Below are 26,065 nucleotides of genomic sequence, written 5' to 3' on the forward strand. Positions count from 1 at the left end.
GCCCATGCATAGCACAGCCTTCAACCGCTTATGGATCACACCTCGGAACAGGTTCTAGTCGGCCTCCGACGTGAGCAGTTCGCCGAGTGCAGCCGTGACGTCCCGGTGCGGGTGCCCGGCCGGCCACCAGCCGCCGTGCTTCTTGCGGTACGGGTACCAGAGGACTCCGTCGGTGCCCAGGCGGAGCTGGGCGTCGTGACCGATCACCGTCAGCCAGTTTCTGGCAGCGCGCACTCCGGGCGCTCGTTCTCCGTCCCATGCTCGTTTGATCTGCTCGCGTACGGCGTGGAGGTAGGACGGATCCGGATCCCATGGCTCGTCGAGGATCGTCAGAGCCGGGGCTCCGCCGTACTGCCAGGCGCGGGCCGCCCGGGCGAGGGAGGCCGGGGTGCGGTGCGCGCTCCAGCACAGCCGCGTGAAGATTTCGGTGGGAGGTCCGGCGGCGGCCAGACGTACGACGTCGTCGTCGACGCTGAGGGGCAGCAGGGTGGCGGGCTGCTGGTGTATGTCGTGGGGCTGGAGGGCCTGGTGGAGCAGTTGGGCGGCGCGGGTGGCGGTGTCGGCGGCCAGGAACTCCAGGGCTGCCGGGTCCACTCCGGGTGCAGGCTCGCCGGCAGCGGTCAGCTGGGCCACCGGGCCGGGCTGGTCGACGGGGGGTGGCGGTACGGGCAGCGGCGGGAGCCCGGCGCGGGCGGTGGCGAACACCTCCCGGGCGGGCACACCGGGCGGTGGAGACGGGGCGGCGGGTGTGGCGGCCTGGGCGGCGTTGCGCCGGTGGAGGTCGGCCATGAGCTCGCCCTCGCCACGTCCTCTCAACAGCAGGAGAACGAACGGGTCGTGATCGAGGAGCCGGGCGACCTGATAGTAGAGGGCGGCGGCGTGCTTGCAGGGGTAGCCGTCGTCGGGGCACGAGCAGTACGGGATGAGCTCGCGGCTGGTCGGCAGGAGCTGCACGCCGGCCTGTGCGGCGTCCTCGGCCAGGGCGGTCGGCATGTCGTGGTCCAGGAGGGCGGCGAGGTGCCCGGCTTGTGCTGCAGCCATATCGAGCAGGGCGTCCCACTGGGTGGCAGTGAGCTGCGGGATTTCCATCGACGTGCGATAGGGGGTGGGGCGGCTGCCCTTCACCTGAGCGGTGGCGCGGCCGGGGGTGATGGTGATCTCGCGAACGTTGCCGGCGCGGGCGTAGGTACGCCCGCGGGCGAGGCGTCCGGTGGCGGAGCGGGCCGGGCCTTCCAGGGCTTGGACCCAGGCGTTGCCCCACCAGCTGTCGGCGAAGGAGCGGCGGCCGCGGGCGGTGGGCAGCGGCGGGAAGACGCGCTGGCGGTCGCGCTCGTTGCCGGGGCCAGGTGCAGGGTTCATCGGTGCACGCTCCGGAGCTGGACGAAGTCGGCGAGCTCGGCGTCGCTCAGCTCGGTGAACGCGCTCTCCCCGCCGCCGAGGACCGCGTCCGCCAAGGCCCGTTTGGTTTCGAGGAGTTCGGCGATGTGGTCCTCGACCGTGCCCTCGGCGATCAGACGGTGCACCATGACGGGCCGGGTCTGGCCGATGCGGTAGGCGCGGTCGGTGGCCTGCTCCTCGACGGCCGGGTTCCACCAACGGTCGTAGTGGACTACGTGCCCAGCCCGGGTCAGGTTCAGGCCCGTGCCGGCGGCCTTGAGGGAGAGCAGGAAGACCGGGATCTCGCCGTTCTGGAAGCGGCGCACCATCTCCTCCCTCTGGTTGACGGGGGTGCCGCCGTGGAGGAACTGCGCGGTGATGCCCCGGCGGGCCAGGTGGTCCTCGATCAGGTGCCCCATGGTGACGTACTGGGTGAAGACCAGGACCGCGCCGTCCTCGGCGAGGATGACATCCAGCAGTTCGTCGAGGAGCTCCAGTTTCCCGGAGCGGCCCGCGGTCTTCGCACCGGACTCCTTGAGAAACTGCGCCGGGTGGTTGGCGATCTGTTTCAGGGCGGCGAGGAGTTTGAGGACCAGGCCGCGGCGGGTGATGCCGTCGCTTTCACGGATCGCGGCCATCGTCTCGCGCACCACCGCTTCGTAGAGGGCGACCTGTTCCTTGGTCAGGGTGACGGGGTGGTCGGTCTCGGTCCTGGGCGGGAGCTCGGGCGCAATGCCCGGATCGGACTTCTTGCGGCGCAGCAGGAACGGGGCGACCAGTGCAGCCAGGCGCCGGGCGGCGTCGGGATCCTGGCCGCTCTCCGCACCCCGGGCGTACTGGTCGCGGAAGGTCTTCAAGGACCCCAACAGGCCTGGTGTCGTCCAGTCGAGCAGGGCCCACAATTCTGACAAGTTGTTCTCGACCGGTGTTCCGGTGAGGGCGACCTTGGCCCGGGTCCGCAGCGTGCGCAGCGCCTTCGCGGTCGCCGAGAATGGGTTCTTCACGTGCTGCGCCTCGTCCGCAACGACCAATCCCCAGGGGCTCGCCGCGAGTTCGGTCGCGCGCAGCCGCATGGTCGCATACGTGGTCAGCACGAAGCCGTCGTCGGTGCCGGCCAGGCTGCGTTTGGTGCCGTGATAGCGGCGGATGGGGGTGCCGGGCGCGAATTTCTCGATCTCGCGGGCCCAGTTGCCCAGCAATGACGTCGGGCAGACCACCAGGGTCGGCCCGGCGGTGGAGGGGTTGCTCTGGCGGTGCAGGTGCAGAGCGATCAGGGTGATCGTCTTGCCGAGGCCCATGTCGTCGGCGAGACACCCGCCCAGGCCGAGGGAGGTCATCTGATCCAGCCAGGTCAGGCCCCTCAGCTGGTAGTCGCGCAAGGTGGCGGCCAGCGCGGCGGGCTGGGGCACCGGCATGCGGCGGGCGAACGCTTCGGGGTCGGCGAGGCGCTCCCTCAGCTCCGTCAGCCAGCCCCGCGCGGTAACCTCCACCCGCTCGCCGTCGATGTCCGCGCTCCCGGCCAGGACGGTGCCCAGCGCCTCGGCCGGGGTGAGCTCACGGGCCTTGCGGTCGCGGGCCCGGGCCAGGATCTCAGGATCGATGAGGACCCACTGGTCGCGCAGGCGCACCATGGGCCGCCGGGCCTCCGCGAGCCGGTCGAGCTCGGCCGGCTCGAGTTCGCGGCCGCCGAGGGTGAACTGCCAGCGGAAGGCCAGAAGGGCCTCGGCCGAGAGCAAGGACGGCAGATCGGAGGAGGCATTCTCGGCGGGTTCGACGACGGCGCGGGCCAGCAGCTGCCGGGCCAGCTCCTTGGGCCAGTGGACCTGAACGCCCGCCGCTGCCAGGGACGTTGCAGCGTCGCCGAGGAGGTCACTCACCTCGGCGTCGGACAGCTCCAGCCCTGTCGGCACCGCCATGCTGAGCAGGCGACCGAGCGGCGGCCATGCACGGGAGGCCCGGCGCAGGGCAAGCAGCGCTTGCGCCCGTGCTTCCGGGCCGGACAGGCCGGCGGCGGCCGAGTGTCCTGACCAGATGTCCCGCGCATCGGCGAGCGTGGCGTCGGCGAGGTGGTGCAGCTGGACGACAGCCTTGAACTGCTCCTCAGCGTCCAGCCCGTAGCCGTCGTCACCGTCAGAGCCGACCAGGTCCTCGTCCCAGACATCCCTGCGACTGTTCGTTCCAGGCAGTTCGATGCGCAGCGAGACGCCCACGCCTGCGTCCAGGCCGGAGGCGATGTCGGCCGCCCACTCCCGCTGCTGCTCCGCCGCTTGCGGCTCGGTCGCGGTCCAGGCATCACCGCCAGCGGCGAGGGGGCCGGCCGGAGTACGGGCGAGCGCATCGGCGACCGCGTCCATAAAGGCCCGCAACAGCGGCTCGGCCTGCGGCAGTTCCAGCACTGCCGGACCGTCGACCGGCACCGCTCGCGCCTCGGGCGGCATCGCGGCCGCCAGCTCCGCAAGCCGCGCCCGGTCCTCACCGTCGTAGGGCCCGATCCGCCACGCATCGAACCCGCCGGGACTGACACCGGGCAGCAGCCTGCCACGGGCGGCGAGTTGCAGAGCGAACACGGCGGCCGTACCCCAGAACGCAGCAGCCGGATCAGCGCCGGGCATCCGGCGCGCCTCGGTGAGAACGGACAAGGCCTGCGAAACCGGCACGACGGTCGCAGCCACCTCCCGGCGGCGCACCGAAGTCCCGTGCGGGCGCACCACCGTCAGACGGCCCGTGGCTTCCGGCGGCGCTCCACTGGGGCGCCAGAACGCCACACGGCCCTCCCGCGGAGGATCAGCCGGCAGGAACACCACGGCACACTCGGCCAGCGCGCTCAGCTGCGCCGCCGTCATCATGCCTGGGCCGCCGCCCGGCGCTTTCACGGACGGCGGAACGGGCACCAACAAGCCCCAGCCCCCTTGCCCTTGCCCTTGCGACACGGCACACCAGTACCGTGCCTGCCGAGCGTAGCGGCCCAAAGGGCCGGGTCAGCACCGAATGCCGCCGCCCCACCCCATTGCGTCACCTTCTGCCCTCAGCTCAACCCAGGCTCGGTTTCGGCACGTCGACCACTGCCCCGCCGTGCGCGCCGCTGACAGCACGGTGGGCGGCCTCTCCGGAGCCCTCGTCGGGCCGGGAAGCCGACGTCGAAGCGGAGCCGACCACGGCAGGCCGTGAAGTTATCGCCGAGGGCGCGGAACGCTCCACCGCGACGTGGTAGGCACGTCAGCTGTTGAGGTCCATGACGGGAACAGCGAGGCCTTCGTAGGAGGCGGGGGTCACGGTGGCGATGAGGGCCCCGTCCGGCCGGTCGAGTGTGGGCCGGGCGGCATGGACGGCCGCTGCGACGCCGAAGGGGACCTGGCGGCGGTGCAGTTCGGCGATGGCGTGGGCCGTTTCGTAGCCGGCGTCCAGGGTGTGCAGGGTGTCGAGGATGCCGAGGTAGTCGATGATGCCGGGGCGCTCGCGCTCGGCTTCCAGGGCGCTGATGACCGGAACCCACAGTCGCACGGTGGGGTCGCCGCTGGCGATGTGGATCAGCCCGGACACCTGCCTGTTGCCACCGAGAGCGAGGAGCGTGTCGCTGTCCAGGACGTAGTGCTCGATGATCACGCCGCCCGGCCCCCGGAGGGGCCGCCGCCGAGGAGTCGCTCACTGTGCGCGGCTTGCGCGGCGCGCATCTTGGCGCGCAGCTGCGAGGCCTCCTCGTCACTGACCTGGTGGCCGAACTCTGCTTCGAGGAAGGCCGCGGTGCGCTCTGCGCGGTCGTGCAGTTCTTGCGGGGTGAGCGAGATCGCGGCGAACTCCTCGATGAGGGCCCGCATACTGATGCCGCGCGCTTGTGCGAGCACGGCGAGCCGGTCCCGGGCCACAGAATCAATCTTGATCGTGGTGTCCATACCCCGAGTATACTCAACAGAATACCTGTGGGGTGGTGCCGGCTACGGCACCGTGACTGAGCCCTCGACCTGGCCCGTGGGCGCTTCACGTGAACCGTTGTGTTCACCATGGCGGCGCCGTGTCGCGAGTGCCGCGGTGCCGTCACACCCTGCTGCAGGCTGCGGTACATCACTCCCGCCACGCACGCCACGACGGGTATGACTACAGCGGGCACGACCGGCCAGGGGATCCCGGTCCACCGACGCGCATCCACGGGAAGTCCGGGTGCGAGCGGTCGGAGCTGAACCGGGCGTCGCCGAGCACAGCGCGGACGTCTTCATGGCGTGCGGCAACGAACACGGTGCGTCCGCTCGGGCCCGTCACCCTGGGCAGGCCGGGGTGCTCGCGCAGGCCGGCGTAGTCCGGCGGCGGGGAGAACGGGCAGGTCCGAGACATCGGCCAAGTCTCGGCTCGCAGCGGGCTCTGGTCGTGCATGGTCACCGCCTCGACTCTTTCGGAATCGAGGACGACCGTATGACTGGCGATACTTGAATTTCCGTAGTCTCCCGTTGAGGTCGGAACGAGCTGCAGCAGCACCGGCTGCCGGCGCTCAATGGCGGTACGCGGCTGTGGCGATCTCGATGAAGGATCTGATCAACGGGTTGGCATCACCTTCGTTCCACACCGCCACCACTCGGCTCGGCGTCATATCGACCAGCGGTACCACGGCCAACTCCGCGGGCAGGTCGTGTCCGAGCGGGGCCAGGCCGACCGTGCCGTTCCACAGCACGGCCTGCAGGCATTCCTGGACGGCGCGCACCACGGGGCCCTCGCGCGGCCTGCCGCCGTTCCAGTACGACTGCCAGAGGGGGGCGGTGCCCTGGGGGAACTGGAACCAGCGGCGGTCGTTCAGGTCGGCCAGCCGCAGCCGGTCGCGGCCGGCCAGCACGTCGTCGGCGCGCAGAACCACGCCGACCGGATCGCTGCGCAGCGCACGCACCGTCAGGGCGGTCTCGTCGAAAGGAGCCCGGGTCAGGGCGACGTCGACCAGTCCGGCGCGCAGCCCGCACGTCGGGTCGGTCAGATCGGTGTCGCGGATGCGGATGTCGATGCCGGGGTGGCTGCGGCGGTAAGCGGCGGCCAGCCTGGTCATTCCCGGGTCGGTTCCGTCACCCAGGATGCCGACGGTGATGGTCGCGACGCCGGCCGCCGCGCTCACGCGTATACGGACGCGGTCGGCATGGTCGAGCAGGGCCCGCGCCTCGTCGAGCAGCACTGTGCCCACCGGAGTGAGCGCGACGCCGGCAGGCGAGCGGGTGAACAGCAGGGCCCCGACATCGGCCTCCAGCTGCTTGATCGCCCGGCTCAGCGACGGCTGGCTCATGTGCAGTCGGGTGGCGGCCCGGCCGAAGTGGAGTTCCTCGGCGACCACCACGAAGTAGCGCAGGGTACGTAGCTCCACGCTGCAACGATACCCGCAGGGTATCGGCCTGACGGAAGATGTCTTGGACACCCGCAGGGCCCTGGCGGTGGACTCGGAGCATGACCGGAGAAGCAAAGACCAGCCACGCATCGCAGGCCGCCCCCGCCGTATCGGTGGTGGGTCCCGACGACGGCGAGACGATCGTCCTGGGCACCACGCGCATGCGCGTCCTGGAGGACGGCAGCCACACCGAGCACCGCCTCGCGATCGCCGATTCCGTCCTCGCCCCGCACACTCAGGGACCGCCGCAGCACCGCCACGCCGAACACGACGAGGGCTTCTACATCCTCTCCGGCACCGCGCGGTTCACCATCGGGGACGAGGACCACGACGCCACCGCCGGCACGCTCGTGATGGTTCCGCCCGGTACCCCGCACACCTTCGCCAACCTGACCGACCAACCCGCCGTCCTGCTCAGCATGTTCACCCCCGACCTGTACGTGCAGTACTTCCGAGACCTCCAAGATGTGCTCGTCGGCGGTCGGCCGCTGACGCCACAGGCCAACATCGACGCGATGAGCCGCTACGCGACCGAGCCCGCCACCGACCTCGCCTGAAACCGGCAGAACGGCCCCGCCCGGCCGCCCTCCTTTCGACCGGCGGGGCCGTGGGACCTGCTCCAGGACTCTTCTGACAATCGACGCAATCGACGGGTCCCCGGGAACCGGTGGTCCATAAACGGGAACCATGAACATCGCCTATTGGATCGTCGCGGGACTCCTCGCCCTCTTCTACTTCCACGCAGGCACGCTGAAAGTGATCCGCAGCCGCGATCAGCTCCGACCGATGATGGCCTGGGTCGACCGCATACCCTTGCCCGCCGTCAGGGCGTTGGGGACGGTTGAAATACTCGGTGCAACCGGCCTGATCCTGCCGCCGCTGACCGGCATCGCTCCCTCGCTGGCACCGGCAGCGGCCATCGGCTTCGTACTCCTGCAGACCGGCGCAATCACCGTCCATCTGACCGGCGAAGACCGCCGGATCACACTCAACATCGGGCTGACCGCCACCGCGGCCGTGACCATCTGGCTGGCCACCGGACTGTGACCGAGCACAGCCCTCAACCGGCGGATGCGCCGGAGAACCAGTGCGACAGCATGGTCTGCGGGTGTCACAGGCGCGGGCATGGCTCAAGCCGAGACAGGCGTACGGGACAGGGCGGTGCGCAGCGCGAAGACGCCGAGCAAACCACCTGACGCGAACCGCTGAGCTGTCATCACGCGGGGCCGGGCGGCCAGAAACCCCGACACCCGTGCTGCGCCCAGCATGATCAGGGCGTTCACGGAGATCCCCACGATGATCTGCACACTACCGAGCTGGAGCAGTTGCGCACCGTCCGGGCCCGCCTGCGGATCCATGAACTGGGGCAGAAGAGCGGCATACATGAGAGCGATCTTGGGGTTGAGCAGGTTGGTCAGGAGCCCCATCGAGAACAGGCGGGCGTCAGAGACCGGAGGCAGGTCCTGGGCCGGGTCGAAGGGCGAGCGGCCACCGGGCTTGAGCATGCCCCAGGCCAGGTAGGCCAGGTAGGCGGCCCCGGCGAGCTTGACCACCGTGAACGCCAGCGGCACGGCGGCGAACAACGCGGACAGGCCCGCGGCCGCAGCCAGCAGGTAGCACAGGAATCCCACGGCAGTCCCGCTCAGGCTGACCAGGCCCGCCCTGCGGCCTTGGGTGATCGCGCGAGAGGCGAGGTGGACCATGTTCGGTCCCGGAGTCAGGGCCATGCCCAGTTCGACCAGGGCCACTCCCCCCACTGCGGCCAGACTGATCACCGGTCAACTCCTGATCGTTCGCCGGGTACTGGTACCCGGAGTGGGGCGGCACCCGGCTGCGACGGGCGGCTGCGACGCATCGGCATCGGCAGTGCCCCTGCATCGCCTGCCTCAGGATACGGCCCTGCCGCTCGGTGTCTCCGTGCACCCTGACCCCAGCCGGCCGACGGCATCAACAACTGCAGCCGGATCACCCACGATCACGTCGGCGATCTCCGCGTGACCGGCCGCACAGGCCCTAGCCGCGCCCGCACAGCGCGTGGTCGGTGAGTGTCTGGACGGCCCGGTTGACCTTCGTCTGATCGACCAGGGCGGTGGTGGTGGTCACCGATACGGTCACGGCCCGGCGGCCGTCCTCGCTCACGGCGGGCCTGGTGTAAACGCCGAGCCCGTCGCCCTCGTGCAGGTAGTACACCCCGCCGCATGTCAACGGGATCTCGCGCAGGCCGAGTCCGTACCCGCCCTGCTTGCCGGCCGGCGGCACCGGCAGGTCGTCGTACGGGACGGTCTCGCGCATCTGCCGCCACTGCTGGACCGGCAGCAGCTTCCCCGCCGCCAGCGCCTTGAAGAACGTGTCCAGGTCGGACGCGGTGCTGACGACGCCGGAGTCCGCGGTGTGCTGGAGGCTCTGCTCGGTCAGGTCGAGCGGTGTGCCGCCGGGGCCGTCGATCGTGACCCGCACATGCGGGCCGAGCAGGAAGGGGTTCTGGCCGGGGATGTAGGTGTGCCGCAGCCCGAGCGGGGCGATGATCCGGTGCTCGACCAGCTCCCGCCAGGAAGCACCGCCGGCGTCCGCCTTCTGGGCAATCATCGCCGCGAGCAAGTAGTTGGTGTTGGAGTACGACCACTGCCGCTTCGAGCCTGCGGATCCCGGCGTGAACAGAGGGCGGTGCCGCATCGCGATGGCGACCAGTTCCCCGGGCGGCGTCGCGTCGTAACGGTTCTCCTCGAAGTGGTTGAGGAGGCGGTCCTGCACCTCCGGGTCGGTGGTGTAGTCGTAGATGCCGCTGGTCTGCTGGAGCAGGTCCCGTACGGTGATGCGTGACCCGTCGTTGCCATGCCCGTCAACCACGCCGGGCAGCCAGTGCTCGACCGTGTCGTCGAGCGAAAGCCTTCCCTCCGCGACCAGTTGAAGCACGACCACCGCCGTAAACGTCTTCGTGGTACTCGCCACCCGGAACTGCGCATCCCAGGGCACCGGCGCCTTCGATCCGACCCCCGCCGTGCCGTACCGCGCTCGCAGCTCTCCCTGCGGCCCGTCCAGCCACGCGAGGACGTTCACGTCCCCTCCCCCGGCCGCCCTGACCGCGGCGAGGTCGCGCCTCAAATCAGCGGTGGTGTAGGCGGCGTGACCCGGCGACGCGACCGGCCCCGCCTGCCGGCGCCCGGCCGTCTGCGCCTGCGCAGGCAGTACCGCCAGCACCGACGCCGCCACAACGCCGAGCGCGACGGCAGTCCTCCTGGTGGCCCCTGACATGGCAAAGCGCATACTTTTCCCCTTGGCTGACGGCCGACGTGCGGTGCTGGCCTGACAAGACCCAGTCAATCGGCCAGCCATTGCCCGGCACATGGTGTTGCCACCCGAGGCATGGTGGGGACAGCCCCCCAACCCCCGACCACTTGGTGCAGTGGCCGCAAGCGTGTCCCGGGGCTGCGCTATGGCCGGTTCGTCCTCTTAGAACCCGACTTGCCCCGGTCCATGGGCGACGGGCCGGTGAGCTCGCCCCCCTTTCGCCCTGACGTGGGCGGAGTCGAGGAAGGCGCGGGTCACGTCGACCAGGCCGACGTCGTCGAGCAGGTGCAGGACCGTCTCGTGCAACCAGCCCCACACCCCGGCCCGTGACCAGATCAGAAACCTGCAGTGGACGGCCGGCTCCGGGACCCCGGAACAGGGAGGAAAGGCCCCGCCAGGCACATCCGCTGGCCAGCACCTACACGATCGCGGCGAACAAGTCTCATCAGGCGCGTTCGATGTCCCGCCGCCGTGCGGGCGCACCCGGCCCGGCGGGATCAGCAGCTTCGCGATCTCCCGCAACCCGTCCGCAACGATCCAACTCCCTGCACCCCGCACCATGCTCGGGCGACGTCCGCCTCACCGCAGAGGACACGGTCTTCAGCGGAACGGGCCGTCGTCGGCGAAGGCGTGCACGGCGAAGCGTTGGCCCATCCGTCGGTAGGCGGCGGCGGTGGGGTGCAGGCCGTCGGCGAGGTCATCCACCTCGTCCGGGCCGAGCAGTTCGCGTCCGTCGAGATAGTGCAGGTGGGGGTCGCGTGCTCGCCGGAGCGCCACGATTCGGGCCAGTTCGTCACGGACCACCTTCAGCGACAATGCCCCACGGGCCACATCGGCCGGGTCCCCCAGGGCTGTGATCTTCCCGTCCGGGCCCATCGCTGTCGGGCCGGGAGTCGCTTCGAGTGCCGGACAGCTCACCGGGGACATCAACAGCAGCGGGACATCCGGGTGACCGTCCCGGATCGTGTCCAGGAATCCGTGCACCGCCGGGCCGAACGTCCGCAGCCGGAAGGCGGCCAGGGCCACGATGTTGATGCCCACCTTGAGGCTGATCAGATCGGCGGGCATATCGCGGATCGTCCGGGCGACATAGGGGTCCAGCATGTCGTTGCCCGCCTGGCCGAGGTTGATCACCTCCACGCCCCCGAGTGCAGCCGCCACCACTGGCCAGGTGCCGGTCGGGCCGTCGGCCTCGAGGCAGTGGCTGATGGAACTGCCGTGGTGCACCCAGCGGCTCCGGCCGTCCGGCAGCGGTGCCAGCACCTCGCCGTCAGCACGGAGTGCCATCAGTTCCGTGGGGGTCTGCTGCGGCAGCCACAGCTCGACGTTCTTCATGCCGGCCGGCAAACCGGCAAACCGTACGGTACTCGGCTCCCCCGGGACCAGCCGCTGCGCGGCCCCGGGGCCCGCCATCCGCACCACGTTGCCCAACGGCGCTTGCCGACGCCCGAGATGAGCACCGTCCACCAGCAGTTCCAGCATCCCGGTCGGGCGAGGCTGAGGGTCGCTGTCGAGCTGCCCCGTGGAGGTGAGTACCTCGAATTCCAACTCGCGTGCATCGGTGCGGAACACCAGCCGCACCCCCGAAGGCATCACCGTCACCCCGTGGACCGACGGGTCCTGGTACTGCTCCTTGGTCCACGCGGGCAACCGGCGAGGCATCACCCCCCTCTGCGTCCTCTCCAGGTCCAGCGCACCCCGTATCTCAACAGCCCCGCCCACCAACGGAAATGCCCGCATCACCACCGTCACCGCTCCTCAACGCTCTCGGGTCCGGATGCCTGTATGCACCCGTGAGTTCCTCTGCTACCGCCTCGACGCACAAGCACTCCTTGCCACCTCTCCCACTCCCTCACCGCCTACGAGCGGACGGAAGGGGAACCGTTCGGATCAAGGCCGGTATACCAGTGGCGGACCGGGCCCCGTCGGGCACCCTTTTCGAAGCGGGCCGTGCCGGAGCCCAGTTGAACGATGGCGGGAACGTAGGAGACCTGGTTCGGGTTCGGTGAGGATGCCGCGGCTGACCAGGCGATCGGACTTGGCCCGCAGGCCGTTCCCGGCGTCCTCGAAGAGGCGAACATCCGCTGGTAGGCGAACATGAGCAGGGCTGCGAGAGCCCGCTCGACACGATCCTTCGCGAACTGGACGAAGAGGCCGGCGTGTGCCCGGACCGGATCGAGCAGGCCGTCGTCACCGCGTACGAACCGGACAAGACCCTGCCCCACGTCTTCCTCGTCCCCTGGGGCGGCGAGGAGAGCGAACTCGTGCTCGGGGATGACTACTGAGCCTCCGCCCATTTGTGTCGCTGGTCGAAGGGCAGGTGTGACCGGTGCTCTGGGTGCTCATGTTGGTCGTGAGCACCTGTTTTCTGCGGAGACTCCCATGCAACCAACGCTCCTGAACAGGCCATATGGCATGGTGATCACGTGCTTGTCGTGATTGTGATGCTTCTTCTTGCTGTTCCGGTGGCCTGTTGCCTGCTGCTCGTGAAGGCTGTGCGCGTGGTGGTGACCCGACGGCTGACCCGCAGGAAAGGCTCCGCTGCCTGGGCAGAAGGGGCGGTCTGGCTGCTGTGTTGCGCGGTGCTGACTTACGGAGTGGGGGTGGGAGCGATGTTCCTGTCTCCGTGGCCCGACTGGTGCCCGGTGGTGAAGTTTTCCGACGACCCCGACCCGTCGGCCGTGCCCCCTCACCCCCGTACGGAATCCAGTTGGTTCCCGCTGAAAGGCCGCTGCGTCTCCGACATTCATGCCCCGGTCGACTTCGTCCCGGCGGCGGTCAACCCGGCCCTCCTGACGAGCCTTGCGGGCGCCGCGGGCTGCGCGGCGGTGGCCGTTTGGCGCAGGCGGCAGGGCTAAGACCGTGTCCTACATGGCTGTTGGCTGTTCGTGTGGTCATGGGAGTGGGCGGTGGGGCTGGATCGTTCCGGGCGGTCTGTGGCAGTTGGTGAAGCCGCTGCTGCCTACGGCGCGCGTGCGGCCGCAGGGTGGAGGGGTGGCGGGGTGGCGAACATCGATGACGAAGCGGTCTTCGCCGCGATCCTGGACAAGCTCAGTCTCCGTAAGGTCAGCACTGATCCGTCCGCCTTCGACAACGGCCGGCCCGGCAGAGCAGCGATGGGGCCCCTTCAGGACGGGTAGACCGAGCCTGGCGTGAGAGCTGTTGCCCCCTGTTCCCGCCCGGGAACAGGGGGCAACAACGTCCGTCTGCTCAGCTTCTGTTGATCCGCGTGGCGATCCTGTCCCCGATCCGGCGGGACATGACGAAGGGCTGGTGCCTTCCCCCGGGGGAAGGCACCAGCCCTGCCCGAGCCGGACGATGTCCAGGACGGACAGCCTTTCGAGGTCAGTCCCTCTTGTCCCGCGAAAGCTCGTGGACGGTCCTACGCTCGTCGCGCACGATAGCGCGGAACACGTCCTTCGCCGGGAAGTAGTCCTGCTGCAGCTGCTGAATGTCCTGGCGGGACATGGTGGTCCGGCCCTCGCGGGACAGATCTGCGCGCACCTCGTCGAGCTTGGCCTCCATCTTCCGCTTCCATGCCTCCTGGTAGCGGGTGAGCCGAGCCTGGTTCCAACTGGCCCCGTTCCTCGGGGCCTCGTCCCGGGAAATCCGGTCCTCCAGCTTGTCCAGGTACGGCTTCACGCTCTTCTCGAAGAACTCGTCGTTGAAGGAATCGAAGGCGCTCTTGCCGTCCTTGCCGAGCTTGCCGTCCTTGCCGGGCTTGAGCGTCGAGGCGAATGCGGTCGTGGCGATGTCGACGATCTGCTGCTCGTACATCTTGACCCGGTCGTCCAGGTGCTTGTACATCTTCGCATCGATACTGTGCTTCAGCGCGGCTGCGTGTACGCCGATGCGCTGCTTCTCCTCCGCCGAGGAGGCACGCTTCTGTGACTGCTCGGAGATTCTGGTGACGGCCCGCTTCTTGGCATCGGCCCACTTGACCAGGGTGTCCTTGTCGGACTTCAGGACGGGCACGAACTTCTCGTTGAGCTGAGGGAAGAGATTGTTGCCGGCCTGGCCCATGAGGTGGTTGCGCCACTGTCCGTTGCGGTGCTCCACCAGGTCCTTGGCGGCGTTGTCCCACTCGGCGCGCTCGTGGTTGAGCTGTTCCTGCTGCGCGATCCAGCCGGCGATCTCGTTGTAGAAGAGCTGGCCCAACTGCTCCACGAGCAGCACCGGTTCGAGGACGGGAGTGAATTCGGGCTGGGCGACCATGGCGACCTGGAGGCCCTCCGCGACGGAGTCGAAGGCGAGGTTGGCATAGTCCCCGGCCTTTTCGTCCTCGGCGATGGCGTAGCCGGTGGCGGCGATGCCCACGTACGGGAGAGCCTTCGCGCCGAACTCCCCGGCCCGGCCGATCTGCCGGCCCACCTTCGTGAGCAGGCCGGTGTCCGTGGTGAGGCCGTGGACGGCCTGCAGATCGCGGCCGAATGCCTCGGTCACCTTGGCGGAAAAGGTCTCGAAGTCCTTCGCGCCGAGTTGCGCGGCCTCGGCCTCGTTCAGGACCTTGTTCGTCTCGCGCAGGGGCGACAGCAACGCCTTGGGGTTCTTCTCGAACTCCTCCAGCGACGTGACGTATTCGACGTCGCCCTTGTTCGTCTTCAGACGTTCCTGGTGCGTGCGGGCGAGCTCGTCGTGGTCCCGTACGGGCGTCTGCGGTTCCTTCGCCCCGATGCTGCATGCATCGGCGGAACGCTTGGCCCGGCCCGCTGCACCCTCGGGCGCGCAGATGCCGTTGCCGTCGGGCCAGCCCCTCCCCGCGAGCCAGTCCTTGAAGCCCGGGTGAGCAGAGCTGTCGACGCCTTCTATGTACAGATACTTCCGGGGGATGTCCCCCTTGTACGTCCAGGCACCGTTCTCGGACAGCCCTGTGGGCGGGCCGGTCTTGGAGTCGCCCTTGAGGCTGATGCCGTCCTTCTCGAGCGCCTTCCACCGGATCTTCACCCTGACGGCATCGCCATTTCTCTCGATGCCCGATGCGCCGTCGATACCCTTCGCCGACTTGTCCCACATGAAGACGTGCTCGTGATGCCCGAAGCGCACATAGCCCGAGCCCAGCTTCTGCAGCTCGGCATCCACATCCTTTCCTTCGGCGACCCAACGGCTCTTCGTAGTCTGCAGACCGTTCACATGCAACGAAGTCCGCAACTCGTCGAGGTCGGCCTCGCCCCGGGGTCGCTTGTCGACAGCGATGTGAATGAGTTCGTTGTCGTTCTGAGCGCTGATCTCCGCGGCTGTCGGCGGTTTCGGCGCGGCCAGGGCAGGTGCTTCACCGATGACGGTGAGCACTACGGCCGCCGCCAGGGCCGTGGTGATGACGCGGGGAATGACGAGCTTATGTCCTCGACGTTTCATGCTTTCCTCTGCGCAGAGCTGTGGGGGGGAGTCGGAGAAAGGAATCCAAGTTCCTTCCAGCCGGCCAGAAATCGGTCCCAGAACACTTTCACTCCTGGCAGCTGAGCGTCTTCACTCCTGCGTCCATTCAGCATCTCCGCAGGACTACACGCCCCCTCCTGCGGGAGGGGGTTGCATCCCCCTGTGGACGGGCAAGCCGGGCCGGGGGCGGATGATTCTGTTCAGGGAGATGTCGTGTCACGGCAATACCGGCCTAGGGTGGCCATATGACTTCTCGAATTTCCTTCGCCTGGGACGAACGCCCGGACGCGGCAGTGCGTGTGGTGGAAGAGCTGTACGGGCAGACGGGCGAGCCGGTCCCCGAATGCGGTGAGAACAGCCCCGGCAGAATCGGGGTGGTGTCGGCCCGGCGTGACGGGGTCCTGCTGGGCTGGGCGGAGGTGAACGAGTGCGAGGGGAAGGGCGTTCGGGTCGACGCTGCGTACGCTCCTCGTGAGGTCCGCCGTATCGTCTCCGGCTGCTACGACATGCAGCCGCCGAACGCCGAAGAGTACGAGACGGCGGCGGGTCTGTACCGGCGCGCCGCCGAGCAGGCCCGGGCGTCCGGCCACCATGTCCTGCGGTGCTCCGGCGGGGACACCGCGCCCGAGGGGCGGGCGGCTCTGGCGCTGGGTGCGCAGGCAGGCCAGGAGTTCGCCCGCATCTGGAGCGCCGCGCCTGCCTTGTGGGAACTGCCTGCGGGCTTGCCACGAGTGGAGGTCCGGCAGCCGGGCGAGCCGTCATTCAGCGTGGCGACGGAGAATGCAGAGATCCAGGCCGGTATCGACGGCCCGTGGGCCTACGTCAATGCCGGGGAGAGCATCCGCCATGAGGTCGCAGAGCCGACCGTACTGGCCGGGCTGCTGGCGGAGTTGGTGGTGCGCCTGCGGCGTGACCACCCCGAGGTCGTGATGCTGAACGTCTTCGAGTTCGACGACGGTCCGGTGCGCCGGGCGCTGGAGCTGAGCGGTCTGCGGGTCACCGCGCGATGCATGGACTACGAGATCACGCTGGTCCGGTCCTGACTCCGTGTGGTCCGACCTCTTGTCGCCCAGCTCTGAAGGCGACGGTGTCAGCGGTGACGGCACATATGCGTGAGCGCGGTCCGGGCCCCGTCAGGGAGCCCGGACCGGCAGATGTCACTCGGTGAGCAAGTGGTGTGTCACTTCGTCCAGTAGCCGCCGCGCTGGCCCGGGCCGGCCCACTGCTGGGCCCGGGCGCCGTTGTTCCTGGAGGAGTTCTCGATCTCCAGGATCCTGCCGCTGGCCTTGTTCCGGAGCACGAGGCCGCGGGCGTCCTCGGTGATGCGCCACTTGGCTCCGTTCTGGCCGCCGTTGGACCACTGCTGGGCCCTGGCGCCGTTGGCCTTGGAGGAGTTCTCTATCTCCAGGACCTTTCCGCTGTTCTTGTTGACGATGTGGACGTAGCCGCCGCCCGCGTCCTGGATGGACCAGCCGGTACCACGCTGGCCTCTGCAGGCCCATTGCTGGACCCTGGCTCCGTTGTTCTTGGAGGAGTTCTCCACCTCGAGGCACAGGCCGCTGTTGATGTTCTTGATGACGCCGTTGAAGCCGGCATGCTGTACGGCCTTGTCACGCGGATCCGGCTGGGGTTCGTTCTTGACGACGCCCTTGAAGCCGGCCTGCTGTGCGGCCCTCTCGCGCAGGTCCGGCAGGAGCTCGTACAGTTTCTGGCCCGGACACGCCGTCGCGTTGACGTCCCGGTGGCTGGTGATGACATCCACGGTGCGGACCGTGCCCCGGGGGTGGGGGTTGGTTCCCCCGCCTCCTCCGGAGGTGAGGTCCGCCTTGCCCTTCGGGTCGAGGCCGTACTGGCCGAGCTTCCACGCGAGGAGTCCGGCCAGGCTGTCGCGCATGGCCTCGGTCGGCTGCGGGTCGGGACCGGTGTCCTTGCCGGCCTCGCTGTTGTTCGGTTCGAAGTTGCCGAGGGCGGCCACGCCGAAGGTGTCACGGTTGAAGCCCTGGGCATGGCCGCCGATGATTCCGGGGATGTCAGTGCCGGGCCGCATCTTCACGGAGCCCTTGCGGCCCTCCCAGATGCCGCCGAACCGGTCGACGACGAAGTGGTAGGGGAAGTCGCCGTACCCCCGTTCCTTGGTGAGGTAGAGGTAGATTCCGCTGATGATCGCCGGAACGTCCTCCGGGGAGTAGCCGTTGCCGGTCGCCGTGTGGTGGACCACAGCCGCCTTGATCGTGTCCTGGGTCTTGTGGCCCGGGTCAGCCAGTTTCTCGTCCGCACCCCAGTCGGCACGCGACCTGACCGTCGGCTGCTGCGCGCCGTCCTGCTGCTGCGTCTCGGCCGAACGTCGCTGGCGCTTCTTGACCGGGACGTTCTCCCCGGGGTCCACCATGGCGAGCTGGAGGTCCTGCGGCAGGGCGCCGCGCGGGGTGGTGACCTTGAGCTCCACACCGTCCGCGTCACCGGAGAAGTAGGCAGGGGATCCTGCCCGCTCGGCCTCGCTGTTCACCGCCTCGTCCAACTCCAGCGGTATCTGCTGCCAGTCACTCCAGCCGCTGTCCTGATGGAAACGCGCGGCGGCCGTGGTTCCCGGCGCCACAGGCGAGTCCTTCTTCCAGCTCAGCCCGATCGTGGAAAAGTCCTTGCCCGTCAGCGGCCCCGTGGAGAAAGTCCGCTCACCCCGAGCCCTCTTCTCCTGCGGATCCACCTGGTCGGTCGGCTTCCCCGAAGCGTCCGTGAGCGCGACCTCTTCGACAGTTCCCTCGGAGCGGTCGGGGGAATCCGGGGTGGCTGCGCCCGCCGGTGCGATTGCCGTGAGGGTGACGGCCAAGGACAGGATGCCCGGGACCGTCGCGGCGATGAGCGCGGGCCTTCTGCCGGTGGCCGAACGGCTCCGGAACCAGGGCGAGGTGTCAGAGGTGTCATACGGCACGTGGAGCTGTCCCTTCTCTGCCCTCGTCGTGGCGAGGGGCTGCGCGTCTGATGTCGCGGCAGCGTTCACCGGCGGCCCTGAGGAGCGAACGACTCCGCCACATCCGGTGAAAACCACCTCAATGAGTCCAACACATCGTCAAGGAAGGGAATGTGGACCACAGTGGCCGGTGAGTAGACCCCGGTGCCGTTTGATCGTCCGGTGGTAGGGGCCGGGCCGGGAGGAACCCTCGGCCGCCCGACCGCTGCAGCGGCGGCCGCATCTCCCTCCGCCGACGCGACCACTGTGAGCCCCGGCAGCCGGCACGGCCTCGATGATGGCGAGCGCGCAGATCACCAGTCCCCTGCCCCATCACAACGGCAAGGGAGAGGTCCACCACAAGCCCACCGAGGTGCACACGACACTGCCCCGCGAGAGCCGTACCGCCCCGTCGGAGCAGGAGGCCGGAAAGCTGCAGCAGGAAAACTTCGCGGCGAAGGCCACGATCCGCAACCCGGAGCGCGGCCGGGACAGGCTCGTCGACGAGCCTGCGCGGGGCGACCGGGCAGAACCGCTGAGGAGGACCGCGACGGGGGACGGGGACGAGCGTCGGACGGGTCCGCGGTACCGCGGACTACACAGCCGTCCACCATGGTCCACTTCCGGCGGCAGGATCCGGAGGATAGGCTTCACCACCGATTCGGACATTTCGTGATCACTGCCCATCGGTGTGCCGTGCGCCCTCCCGCGCCCGTCCATGGCCGTGGCGCCCACGGGCCGGCCGTCCGACGACAGGCGAGAGAAGGGCGCGCACGTTCCCATGTCCGAGCAGCATCCCCAGGCGACGGCCCAGGGCTCTCGCGGGCACCGCGGCAGGGGCATGGAGTGGTACGCCACCCTGTGCGGCAGCCGGTGGAAGAACCCCGTCCTGGCGGTGGTCTACGGCATTCCGCTCGTCGAGATCGCGCTGGCCATGCCACACGCGGGACTGGTCCAGAACCGCACCGTGGGTGTGCTGCTGTCCCTCGCCGTCGCCGTGGCCACCGTGTGGCGCGAGCGTCTGCTCCTGCCGTACTGCGCGGTGTCCGTCGCCGGCGTCGTGGTCACCGGCCATCTGCTGAGCACCACCATCGCCTGCTACACCGCGGTCCGCCAGGGCCGCTCCCTACTGGCCGCGGCCCTGGTGCTGGTCTCCCTGGTCTTCGCACTGGTGACGCCGGAGGTACTGGCCGCCCACGCCCCGCACCCGGAGGCCACGCTCTCCGGCGCCGCCCTGGTCGTCCTGGTGCCGGTGCTCATGGGCCATCTGGCCAAGGCGAACACGAAGATGGCCGCACTCACCGCCGAACGGCAGGCGCAGGAAGCACTGCTGCAGGAAGGGCGGCTCCGCGAGACGGCCCTGCGCCAGCGTGAGCGGCTCGTCCGCGAGATCCACAACGGGGTCGGGCGGCAGATCACGCTCATGGTGCTCCAGGCCGGCGCCATAGCGGTCCGCAAGGACGCCCCGAAACCGGTCAAGGAACGCTGCCGGCTCATCTGCGACGCAGGGCGCGACGCCGTCGACGCCCTGCGGGAGATCGTCGCTCTCGCGAAGACGTCCGACCCCGAGGACGCGTCGTCGGCCGACCGCCGCTACGCCCTGGCGGACCTGGCCCCGGTGATCAGCCGCTACCGCAGCGGCGGGCATCTGATCACCATCGACGTCCGTATCTCCCGGGCACCGGGCCCGGCCGCCCAGGACCTCGCCTACAAGGTCGTCGCGGAGGGGCTGAGCAACGCCGCCCGCCACGCCCGCAGCGCCGACATCGACATCCGCATCGACCAGACCGACACCGGCATGACCGTCGCCGTGCGCAACGAGGCGCCGCCGCCGGGCAGCGACCCGCTGCCCGGCACCGGCCACGGCCTGGTCTGGCTCCGCGAGGAGGTCCAGGCCGCGGGCGGCACCCTGACCTCGGCCCCCGGGCCCGGCGGAGGTTTCGTCCTGGAGGCCCGGCTGCCGGTCCCCGGCCGCTGACCTCCCCGCCCCGGGAACACCATCCCGCACCCGCACCGGAACCACACCCGCAGCGAGGAGAACCGCATGATCCGCGTCCTGATAGCCGACGACGACGCCCTGGTGCGCGCCGGAATCCGCGCCATAGTGGAGACCGCCGAGGAGATCACGGTCACGGGCGAGGCCCACGACGGCGACGAGGCCGTCGAGGAAGTCCGCCGGTGCCGCCCGGACGTGGTGCTGATGGACATCGAGATGCCCGGCTGCGACGGCCTGACCGCCACGCGACGTCTCCTCGAACAACCCGATCCCCCCAAGGTGCTCGTCCTGACCACGTTCGGCATGGACGAGAACATCACCGCCGCGCTGCACGCGGGGGCGTCGGGATTCCTGCTGAAGCAGCTCAACCCGGAACAGCTCATCCACGCGGTCTGCACCGTCGCCGCGGGGGGCACGGTGCTGTCCCCCACGGTCACACAGCAGCTCCTCTCCCGCGGGGTGCCCCTGGCCGGGCGCACGGCCGGGGCCCGCGCGCGGGTCGCCCGGCTCAGCGAACGCGAACGCCAGGTCTTCGACCTCCTCGGCGAAGGCCTGAGCAACGCCGAGATCGCCGCCCGGCTGTACATGAGCATGTCCACCATCAAGACCTACGTCTCCCGCACCCTGACGAAACTCGGCGCCGAGAACCGCACACAGGCCGCACTGGTGGCCTACGAACTCACCCTGCACGAAGCCGGCAACCGGGCACGCTGAGGGCACCGAGCGCTCCGCCCGGAGGCACCACAGCAGGCCGCTGACCGGCTGCAGCACCGTTGACGGCCGTGTCATTTTCCTCAGCGCCCGCGCAGGCTGCGCGACTATGGCAGGGCTCTGGAGGCCGTGCCTCCAGAGCCCCCAAGGTTCAGCGCTGGTCGTGGTCCGGGCTCGTCACCATCAGGTCTGTCATCCACCGGTATGCAGTCGGCTCGGGGCTCACCTACGGATTCCGAAAACACGCCGGTGTGACGGTTCGACCCGGTGCACGAACGGGCGGCTCGGCATCACCGTGCGCGCAGCCGGTCCAATGCCGACTGGCTCTCATCGTCCGCGGCGCGGTAGATCACCAACCGCTGGTCAGGATCTTGAAGTGGCGTGAGCACTTCGAAGTGCACTGCGATCACACCGACGTCAGGATGCCGCATCTCCTTCTGCCCGCGGCCGTTGACCTTGACGTCTCGCTCGGCCCACCATCGCGCGAATTCCTCGTCCTGAGTGGTGAATTCGGTGATGAGGTCGCTCAACGCCCGATCCTCCGGATGTGCGGCCCACGCGGCGCGCAGGTGGGCGATCCCCTCCCGCACGACGCGTTCGCGGTCGACATAGAGCTCACGCATCTCCGGATGCATCAGGCACAGCCACATCGCATTGCGCTGCGACGACGGCAGGTTGTCGAAATCCAGTAGCAGCCCCGCCATTTCGCCGTTCCAGGCCAGGATGTCGTAGCGATGGTTCAGCAGCATGGCCGGCAGCGGCGACAGGCCGGCGACCAGGTGGGCCAGTGGCGGCGCTGCGATGGTGGCGGGCTTGTCGGCGTTGCGGGGGCGGCGCTGCCGGGCCAGGCCGAAGAGGTAGGCGCGTTCGTCGGGGTCCAGGCGCAGTGCCCGAGCCAGTGCCTGGACCACGTCCGCCGAGGGCCGCAGCCCGCGGCCCTGTTCCAGTCGTACGACGTAGTCGACGCTGACCCCGGCCAGTTCGGCGACCTCTTCGCGGCGCAGTCCCGGAGTCCGGCGGGCCTGCCGACGCGACGGCAGGCCGAAATCATGCGGGTCCAGACGCTCGCGCCGGGTCCGCAGGAACGCGGCCAGCTCCTGCGTGGCATCCACGGTGCGGGGGATCATGGTCGGTGCAACAGCCAGGGTAGGACTGGCATTCCCAGGAATCTCTTTCCCTTATCTCCGGCTCGCAGCAGCCACAGACTTGTTGTCGACAACGGATCACAAGCACAGGAGGACGCGATGTCGCTCACCCTCGACACCTACCGGCTGCTGGGCCGCTCCGGGCTGCGGGTCTCACCGCTGGCGCTGGGCGCGGCGACCTTCGGCACCGAGTGGGGCTGGGGCGCCGAGCAGGACCGACGAGGCACGCAAGTTGTTCGACCTCTATGTCGAGCGCGGCGGCAACTTCATCGACACCGCCGTTACCTACACCAACGGCAGCTCCGAGCGCCTGCTGGGCGAATTCACCCGTGACAACCGCGAGAGCCTGGTGCTGGCAACGAAGTACACGACGCAGCGCCGGCCCGGCGATCCGAATTCCGGGGGCAGTCACCGCAAGAACCTCTTCGCGTCGGTGGAAGCCAGCCTGCGGCAGCTGAACACGGACTACATCGATCTGCTCTACCTGCACGTGTGGGATGTCACGACGCCGGTCGAGGAGATCCTGCGCGGCATGGACGATCTGGTCCGGCAGGGCAAGGTCTTGTACGTGGCGATCTCCAACGCCCCGGCCTGGCAGGTGTCGCGCATGCAGACGATCGCCGACCTGCGCGGCTGGTCGCCGCTGGTCGCACTGCAGATTGAATACAGTCTGATCGAGCGCACCGGGGAGCGTGATCTGATCCCCATGGCACGCGAGATGGGGCTGGGCGTGATGCCGTACTCACCGCTGGCCGGCGGGGTGCTCACCGGCAAGTACAGCCGCGACGACCTGACCGCGACACACCTCGCAGTCGACGAAGGCACCCGCAAGAGCGTCACCATCGCCAACGGCACGCTCACCGAACGCAACTTCGCCATCGTGGACGCCGTGAGGGAGGTTGCCACGGAGCTGGGCCGCACACCTGCCCAGGTCGGGCTGGCCTGGACCCTGCAGAACCCGGACGTGACGGCACCGATCATCGGAGCCCGCACCCCCGGGCAACTGGAGGACAACCTGGGCGCCCTGGAGGTCGACTTCACCGCCTCCCAACTGGCCCGCCTCGACGAGGCCAGTGCGATCGGACTCGGCATCCCGCACGGCCTGCTCGCCAGCGACTTCGGCCGCACACTGACCCGCGGCGACCTGAAGATCGAAACCCGCCGCTGAACCGGAAGGGACGAACACCCCAACCTGCGTGTCTCACGGTCGCTTCACGAGTGCGGTCGATATCTCTCGGCCCGTCCGACGGAGGACCTCACCGACATCGAACCAGTCTCAGCCGAGACCCCGATGGGCGGCCCACAACTCCCCGGCGCGGCTGGCAGCATCTGCAACCAGGGCCGCCAGTTCGGGTTCGTCGGGGACGGGGAACGAGACGTATGCGCCCCGGCCACCAGCGACCGGTCGGCCGTAGGCCTTTACGGCGAGATGGCCGTCCGGGAGAAGCCGGACGTTGAGTGTGGTCAGCATGAACGCCTCACCGCGCCGGGTGTCCGTCCAGCGGTACGCCTGCGGGATCGTGACATTGATCGCCAGAGCGCTTACGTCCAGTTCCAGATCACTGCTCATGGACGGATGATCTCACGCGAGTCGCCGCGGGCGGCCGCCACCAACCTCTGCAGCAGGCCGTTCGATCACGACTCGATACGCGTCCTGGTACCCGCGCCGGACCTGGTCCCCGTCGCGCGATGTACGTCCAACGACCGTTACCCGGAGGGGCCTTGCGCGCCTAGCGTGCCCCTATGAGGGAATCAGAGACGACTGCGACAGCGGAGAGCACGCTCGACGAAGCCCTGGACCGGCTTCACCGCACCGGCCCCGAGCATCTGGGGTGGCTGTCCAACCACGCTCCCATGGCCGTCGAGGCGCTCGCCCGGCACGGGCACGCGGCCGAGGTCCACGGCTGGATCGACGGCTACCGGGACAAGCTCGACGACATGCCGCCGCGCACCGGTCTCCTGCTGAGCGAGGCGAATTGGCGCGAGGCGCTGGGCGATCCGCGGTATCTCGCCGACTGGATCGCCTACTTCACCGATCAGTTGGGCGAGCGCCCCTGGCGGGACGTGCTGGCGGCTTGGTGGCCGCGTCTGCTGCCCGGCATTCTGGCGGGGGCCACGCACCCGGCGATCCGTGTCGGTCACGCCGTGCGGACCCTTCTCGCGGACGGTGCCGGCGCGGCGCGTACCGCCGAGCTGGGGCATGCGCTCGGTTACTGGGCGGCGCGGCACCTGCCGTTGGACCCGGCCGTCGTCCCCTCCGGCGCCGTCCGTGCCGCCGAGGCTCTGGCGGCCGTGCCGGCCGTGCCCCGTCAGGAGGGCGGGGTCCTGGACCGGGTCGCGGGGCTGGCCGTCACGCCGGGCTGGCCCGCGGCGGCGGGTGCGCTGCAGGCGCCGTCCGGTCCCGACGACGCCCGTGACCTGTTGGCGGAGCTGGTGCGGGAGGCGACCTGCCGGTATGCGGAGCACGCCCACGGCAGTCCGGTGATGCTCGTGCACGCGGCCACCGCGCCCAGCGCCGTCCTGCGCACGCTCCCCGCGCTCCCCCGCGATCTGTGGGTGCCCAGCTATGCGGCGGCCTGGCAGGCCAGTGCGGTGGTCACGGCCGCGTACGCACCCGTCTCCCCGCTCGTCTCCCCCACCACCGCGCCGGCCACCCCCGAGGAGGCGTTCGAGCGGGCGGCGGCGCACGGCGACGAGCATGTGATCAAGTTCGCGGACACCGCGCTGGATGTCGTCGCCGCGGATCCCGGCCGGGCGGCGGAGGCGCTGGCCGCGGTGGGCCGGGCCTGCGAGCTGATCGGCGCGGACGGCTGAATCCCGCGCTCGCGCCCGCGGCCTGCGGTCATCCCTGCAGGATCTTGTCCAGGAATTCGTCCACGTTGGCCTGCATCCGGGCGAGCCGTTCCTCGACCGACAGGGATTCCTTGTAGCGGTGCACCAGTGCCGACTGCTTCTTTCCGCGCAGATACAGCGGGCAGGCCAGGTCCGCGCACATGTAGGCGCCGATCGTGTTGCCGTCGCGGCCGGAGGCGCCGACCTTGCGGGCGGCCAGCAGGGAGACGCCCGAGCCGGGGTGGCCGGTCAGGCAGAACGAGCACATGGTCGTCTTGGTGAAGCTGCGCGGGCCGCCCTGCGGCACCCGCAGGGTGATGCCGACGGCCTGCTCGCCGCGCCGGGTCACCAGGTATCCACGGTCCGGTGCTCCCGGGTCGCGCCAGCCCAGGAAGTCCAGGTCCTCCCACGGGAGTTCGGAGAGTTCCCGCGGCAGGTTGATCCTGCGTGCTTCGCCTTTCGAGCAGTTGACGAAGGAGGCGCGTATGGCGATGTCGCCGAGTGGTTCCATGAGGCAGGAAACTAACAGTCTGACTGTCGGATGTCGTCCGAATATTGCCTGTGCTGCATCACCGCGCGGTGTACGTCAGGCAGTCTGCCGTGGCCCAAACCGAGCCCACCGTGATGCCGGGGGCCTGGCATTCGAGGTCGACGTTGTGCCGGCAGCCGACGACCTTGCAGGCGCCGACGTGGCCGGTGGACGCGGCGTCGCCGCCCTTCTGCGGGTAGCTGAAGTAGGTGTCGCACACGGCGTGCGTGGCATCGCCGACGGTGATGGCCAGGGCGTGGCAGGCGCCTTCCTGGTTGTAGGCGCATTCTCCGACCTGGCAGATCGTCACCACCGGCATGTCCACAGCGCTCTCCTCCGCAACCCGTCACCACAGCTCGTCACCGCAGTCCGTCTCCGCGTCCCCGGATCCCTTCCTCGGGTGCCCGGCGGTGACACCGGCAGGCTCGGCCGTTCACCCGGAAGCCGCCGTCAGCCGAGCGGTTTCTCGAACCAGGCGACGTCCCTCGACTTTCGCTGTTCTCGTAGGTCA

At 69.3% G+C, this 26,065-nt stretch carries 24 protein-coding genes and 2 pseudogenes; 10 read left to right on the top strand and 16 right to left on the bottom strand.

The genetic code is table 11. The annotated features are described in order from the left end of the window. Positions 1–54: 54 nt before the first annotated feature. From ACLHRZ_RS32950 to ACLHRZ_RS32975, 6 genes are all read right to left on the bottom strand, one after another. Entirely contained in the window at positions 55–1,359 is a 1,305-nt protein-coding gene (locus ACLHRZ_RS32950; protein WP_490422278.1) for an SWIM zinc finger family protein, read from the bottom strand. Continuing rightward, positions 1,356–4,223 carry an SCO1167/SCO6262 family helicase gene (locus ACLHRZ_RS32955; RefSeq protein ID WP_490422279.1) on the bottom strand — a complete coding sequence of 956 codons (2,868 nt, stop codon included), beginning with the start codon at positions 4,221–4,223 and terminating at the stop codon, positions 1,356–1,358. The genes ACLHRZ_RS32950 and ACLHRZ_RS32955 overlap by 4 nt, the downstream gene beginning before the upstream one ends. Before the next feature lie 370 nt (positions 4,224–4,593). Next, the gene (locus ACLHRZ_RS32960) at positions 4,594–4,980 is read right to left on the bottom strand and encodes a PIN domain-containing protein (protein WP_490422280.1); all 387 of its coding nucleotides are present in this window, start codon (positions 4,978–4,980) and stop codon (positions 4,594–4,596) included. Then, a complete protein-coding gene (locus ACLHRZ_RS32965; RefSeq protein WP_490422281.1) occupies positions 4,977–5,267 on the bottom strand; it encodes a hypothetical protein in 291 nt (96 codons plus the stop codon). Before ACLHRZ_RS32965 ends, ACLHRZ_RS32960 begins: the two co-directional genes overlap by 4 nt. A gap of 202 nt (positions 5,268–5,469) precedes the next feature. Beyond that, a complete protein-coding gene (locus ACLHRZ_RS32970; protein ID WP_490422282.1) occupies positions 5,470–5,703 on the bottom strand; it encodes a hypothetical protein in 234 nt (77 codons plus the stop codon). Positions 5,704–5,857: 154 nt separating this feature from the next. Then, positions 5,858–6,694 (bottom strand): LysR family transcriptional regulator, encoded by an 837-nt coding sequence (locus ACLHRZ_RS32975; RefSeq protein WP_490422299.1) that lies wholly within the window; start codon positions 6,692–6,694, stop codon positions 5,858–5,860. A gap of 95 nt (positions 6,695–6,789) precedes the next feature. Between ACLHRZ_RS32975 and ACLHRZ_RS32980 the strand changes: the two genes are divergently transcribed. Together ACLHRZ_RS32980 and ACLHRZ_RS32985 are read left to right on the top strand one after the other, a co-directional pair. Further along, complete coding sequence (locus ACLHRZ_RS32980; protein WP_490422283.1) at positions 6,790–7,287, top strand: cupin domain-containing protein; 498 nt, start codon at positions 6,790–6,792, stop codon at positions 7,285–7,287. A 130-nt stretch (positions 7,288–7,417) separates the two neighbouring features. Continuing rightward, positions 7,418–7,777 carry a DoxX family protein gene (locus ACLHRZ_RS32985; RefSeq protein ID WP_490422284.1) on the top strand — a complete coding sequence of 120 codons (360 nt, stop codon included), beginning with the start codon at positions 7,418–7,420 and terminating at the stop codon, positions 7,775–7,777. Between the two features lie 83 nt (positions 7,778–7,860). Here ACLHRZ_RS32985 and ACLHRZ_RS32990 read toward each other — a convergent pair whose 3' ends face one another. The 4 genes and pseudogenes from ACLHRZ_RS32990 to ACLHRZ_RS33005 all read right to left on the bottom strand — a co-directional run bounded on the left by ACLHRZ_RS32990 (position 7,861) and on the right by ACLHRZ_RS33005 (position 11,758). Further along, complete coding sequence (locus ACLHRZ_RS32990) at positions 7,861–8,505, bottom strand: LysE family translocator (protein WP_490422285.1); 645 nt, start codon at positions 8,503–8,505, stop codon at positions 7,861–7,863. A 238-nt stretch (positions 8,506–8,743) separates the two neighbouring features. Then, on the bottom strand, positions 8,744–9,982 hold the full coding sequence (locus ACLHRZ_RS32995; RefSeq protein WP_490422286.1) for a serine hydrolase domain-containing protein: 1,239 nt from the start codon (positions 9,980–9,982) through the stop codon (positions 8,744–8,746). Positions 9,983–10,179: 197 nt separating this feature from the next. After that, positions 10,180–10,579 (bottom strand): annotated as a pseudogene (locus ACLHRZ_RS33000) (transposase); the annotation flags it as partial. 39 nt (positions 10,580–10,618) lie between these two features. Next, positions 10,619–11,758, bottom strand: coding sequence for a GDSL-type esterase/lipase family protein (locus tag ACLHRZ_RS33005; protein WP_490422300.1), 1,140 nt, complete (start codon positions 11,756–11,758; stop codon positions 10,619–10,621). A 419-nt stretch (positions 11,759–12,177) separates the two neighbouring features. Here ACLHRZ_RS33005 and ACLHRZ_RS33010 point away from each other — a divergent pair, with 419 nt between their 5' ends. From ACLHRZ_RS33010 to ACLHRZ_RS33020, 3 genes are all read left to right on the top strand, one after another. Then, positions 12,178–12,303: a hypothetical protein gene (locus ACLHRZ_RS33010; RefSeq protein WP_490422287.1), complete on the top strand. Its 126-nt coding sequence runs from the start codon at positions 12,178–12,180 to the stop codon at positions 12,301–12,303. 141 nt (positions 12,304–12,444) lie between these two features. Continuing rightward, positions 12,445–12,876 carry a hypothetical protein gene (locus tag ACLHRZ_RS33015; protein ID WP_490422288.1) on the top strand — a complete coding sequence of 144 codons (432 nt, stop codon included), beginning with the start codon at positions 12,445–12,447 and terminating at the stop codon, positions 12,874–12,876. A 144-nt stretch (positions 12,877–13,020) separates the two neighbouring features. Continuing rightward, entirely contained in the window at positions 13,021–13,158 is a 138-nt protein-coding gene (locus ACLHRZ_RS33020) for a hypothetical protein (RefSeq protein WP_490422289.1), read from the top strand. Positions 13,159–13,363: 205 nt separating this feature from the next. Here the strand turns inward: ACLHRZ_RS33020 and ACLHRZ_RS33025 are convergent, their stop codons facing one another. Further along, the gene (locus tag ACLHRZ_RS33025; RefSeq protein ID WP_490422290.1) at positions 13,364–15,373 is read right to left on the bottom strand and encodes a hypothetical protein; all 2,010 of its coding nucleotides are present in this window, start codon (positions 15,371–15,373) and stop codon (positions 13,364–13,366) included. 266 nt (positions 15,374–15,639) lie between these two features. On the opposite strand from ACLHRZ_RS33025, the gene ACLHRZ_RS33030 reads away from it, so the two are divergent. Beyond that, positions 15,640–16,437 (top strand): hypothetical protein, encoded by a 798-nt coding sequence (locus ACLHRZ_RS33030; RefSeq protein WP_490422291.1) that lies wholly within the window; start codon positions 15,640–15,642, stop codon positions 16,435–16,437. A 137-nt stretch (positions 16,438–16,574) separates the two neighbouring features. On the opposite strand, the gene ACLHRZ_RS33035 is transcribed toward ACLHRZ_RS33030, so the two are convergent. Next, positions 16,575–18,323: an RICIN domain-containing protein gene (locus ACLHRZ_RS33035; RefSeq protein ID WP_490422292.1), complete on the bottom strand. Its 1,749-nt coding sequence runs from the start codon at positions 18,321–18,323 to the stop codon at positions 16,575–16,577. Between the two features lie 799 nt (positions 18,324–19,122). On the opposite strand from ACLHRZ_RS33035, the gene ACLHRZ_RS33040 reads away from it, so the two are divergent. Both ACLHRZ_RS33040 and ACLHRZ_RS33045 read left to right on the top strand, forming a co-directional pair. Continuing rightward, complete coding sequence (locus ACLHRZ_RS33040; protein ID WP_490422293.1) at positions 19,123–20,319, top strand: sensor histidine kinase; 1,197 nt, start codon at positions 19,123–19,125, stop codon at positions 20,317–20,319. Positions 20,320–20,385: 66 nt separating this feature from the next. Then, the gene (locus tag ACLHRZ_RS33045; RefSeq protein WP_490422294.1) at positions 20,386–21,051 is read left to right on the top strand and encodes a response regulator; all 666 of its coding nucleotides are present in this window, start codon (positions 20,386–20,388) and stop codon (positions 21,049–21,051) included. A 287-nt stretch (positions 21,052–21,338) separates the two neighbouring features. Here ACLHRZ_RS33045 and ACLHRZ_RS33050 read toward each other — a convergent pair whose 3' ends face one another. Beyond that, the gene (locus ACLHRZ_RS33050; protein ID WP_490422295.1) at positions 21,339–22,160 is read right to left on the bottom strand and encodes a helix-turn-helix domain-containing protein; all 822 of its coding nucleotides are present in this window, start codon (positions 22,158–22,160) and stop codon (positions 21,339–21,341) included. Between the two features lie 132 nt (positions 22,161–22,292). Between ACLHRZ_RS33050 and ACLHRZ_RS33055 the strand changes: the two are divergent. Then, positions 22,293–23,361, top strand: a pseudogene (locus ACLHRZ_RS33055) (aldo/keto reductase). 108 nt (positions 23,362–23,469) lie between these two features. Here ACLHRZ_RS33055 and ACLHRZ_RS33060 read toward each other — a convergent pair. Beyond that, positions 23,470–23,763 (bottom strand): hypothetical protein, encoded by a 294-nt coding sequence (locus ACLHRZ_RS33060; RefSeq protein WP_490422296.1) that lies wholly within the window; start codon positions 23,761–23,763, stop codon positions 23,470–23,472. A 173-nt stretch (positions 23,764–23,936) separates the two neighbouring features. Here ACLHRZ_RS33060 and ACLHRZ_RS33065 point away from each other — a divergent pair, with 173 nt between their 5' ends. After that, the gene (locus ACLHRZ_RS33065) at positions 23,937–25,007 is read left to right on the top strand and encodes a questin oxidase family protein (protein WP_490422297.1); all 1,071 of its coding nucleotides are present in this window, start codon (positions 23,937–23,939) and stop codon (positions 25,005–25,007) included. A gap of 28 nt (positions 25,008–25,035) precedes the next feature. On the opposite strand, the gene ACLHRZ_RS33070 is transcribed toward ACLHRZ_RS33065, so the two are convergent. After that, positions 25,036–25,536: an FBP domain-containing protein gene (locus ACLHRZ_RS33070; RefSeq protein ID WP_490422298.1), complete on the bottom strand. Its 501-nt coding sequence runs from the start codon at positions 25,534–25,536 to the stop codon at positions 25,036–25,038. 58 nt (positions 25,537–25,594) lie between these two features. Next, entirely contained in the window at positions 25,595–25,873 is a 279-nt protein-coding gene (locus ACLHRZ_RS33075) for a DUF1540 domain-containing protein (RefSeq protein WP_490422301.1), read from the bottom strand. Positions 25,874–26,065: the final 192 nt, after the last annotated feature.

It is taken from the genome of Streptomyces sp. AM25 (assembly GCF_058146165.1).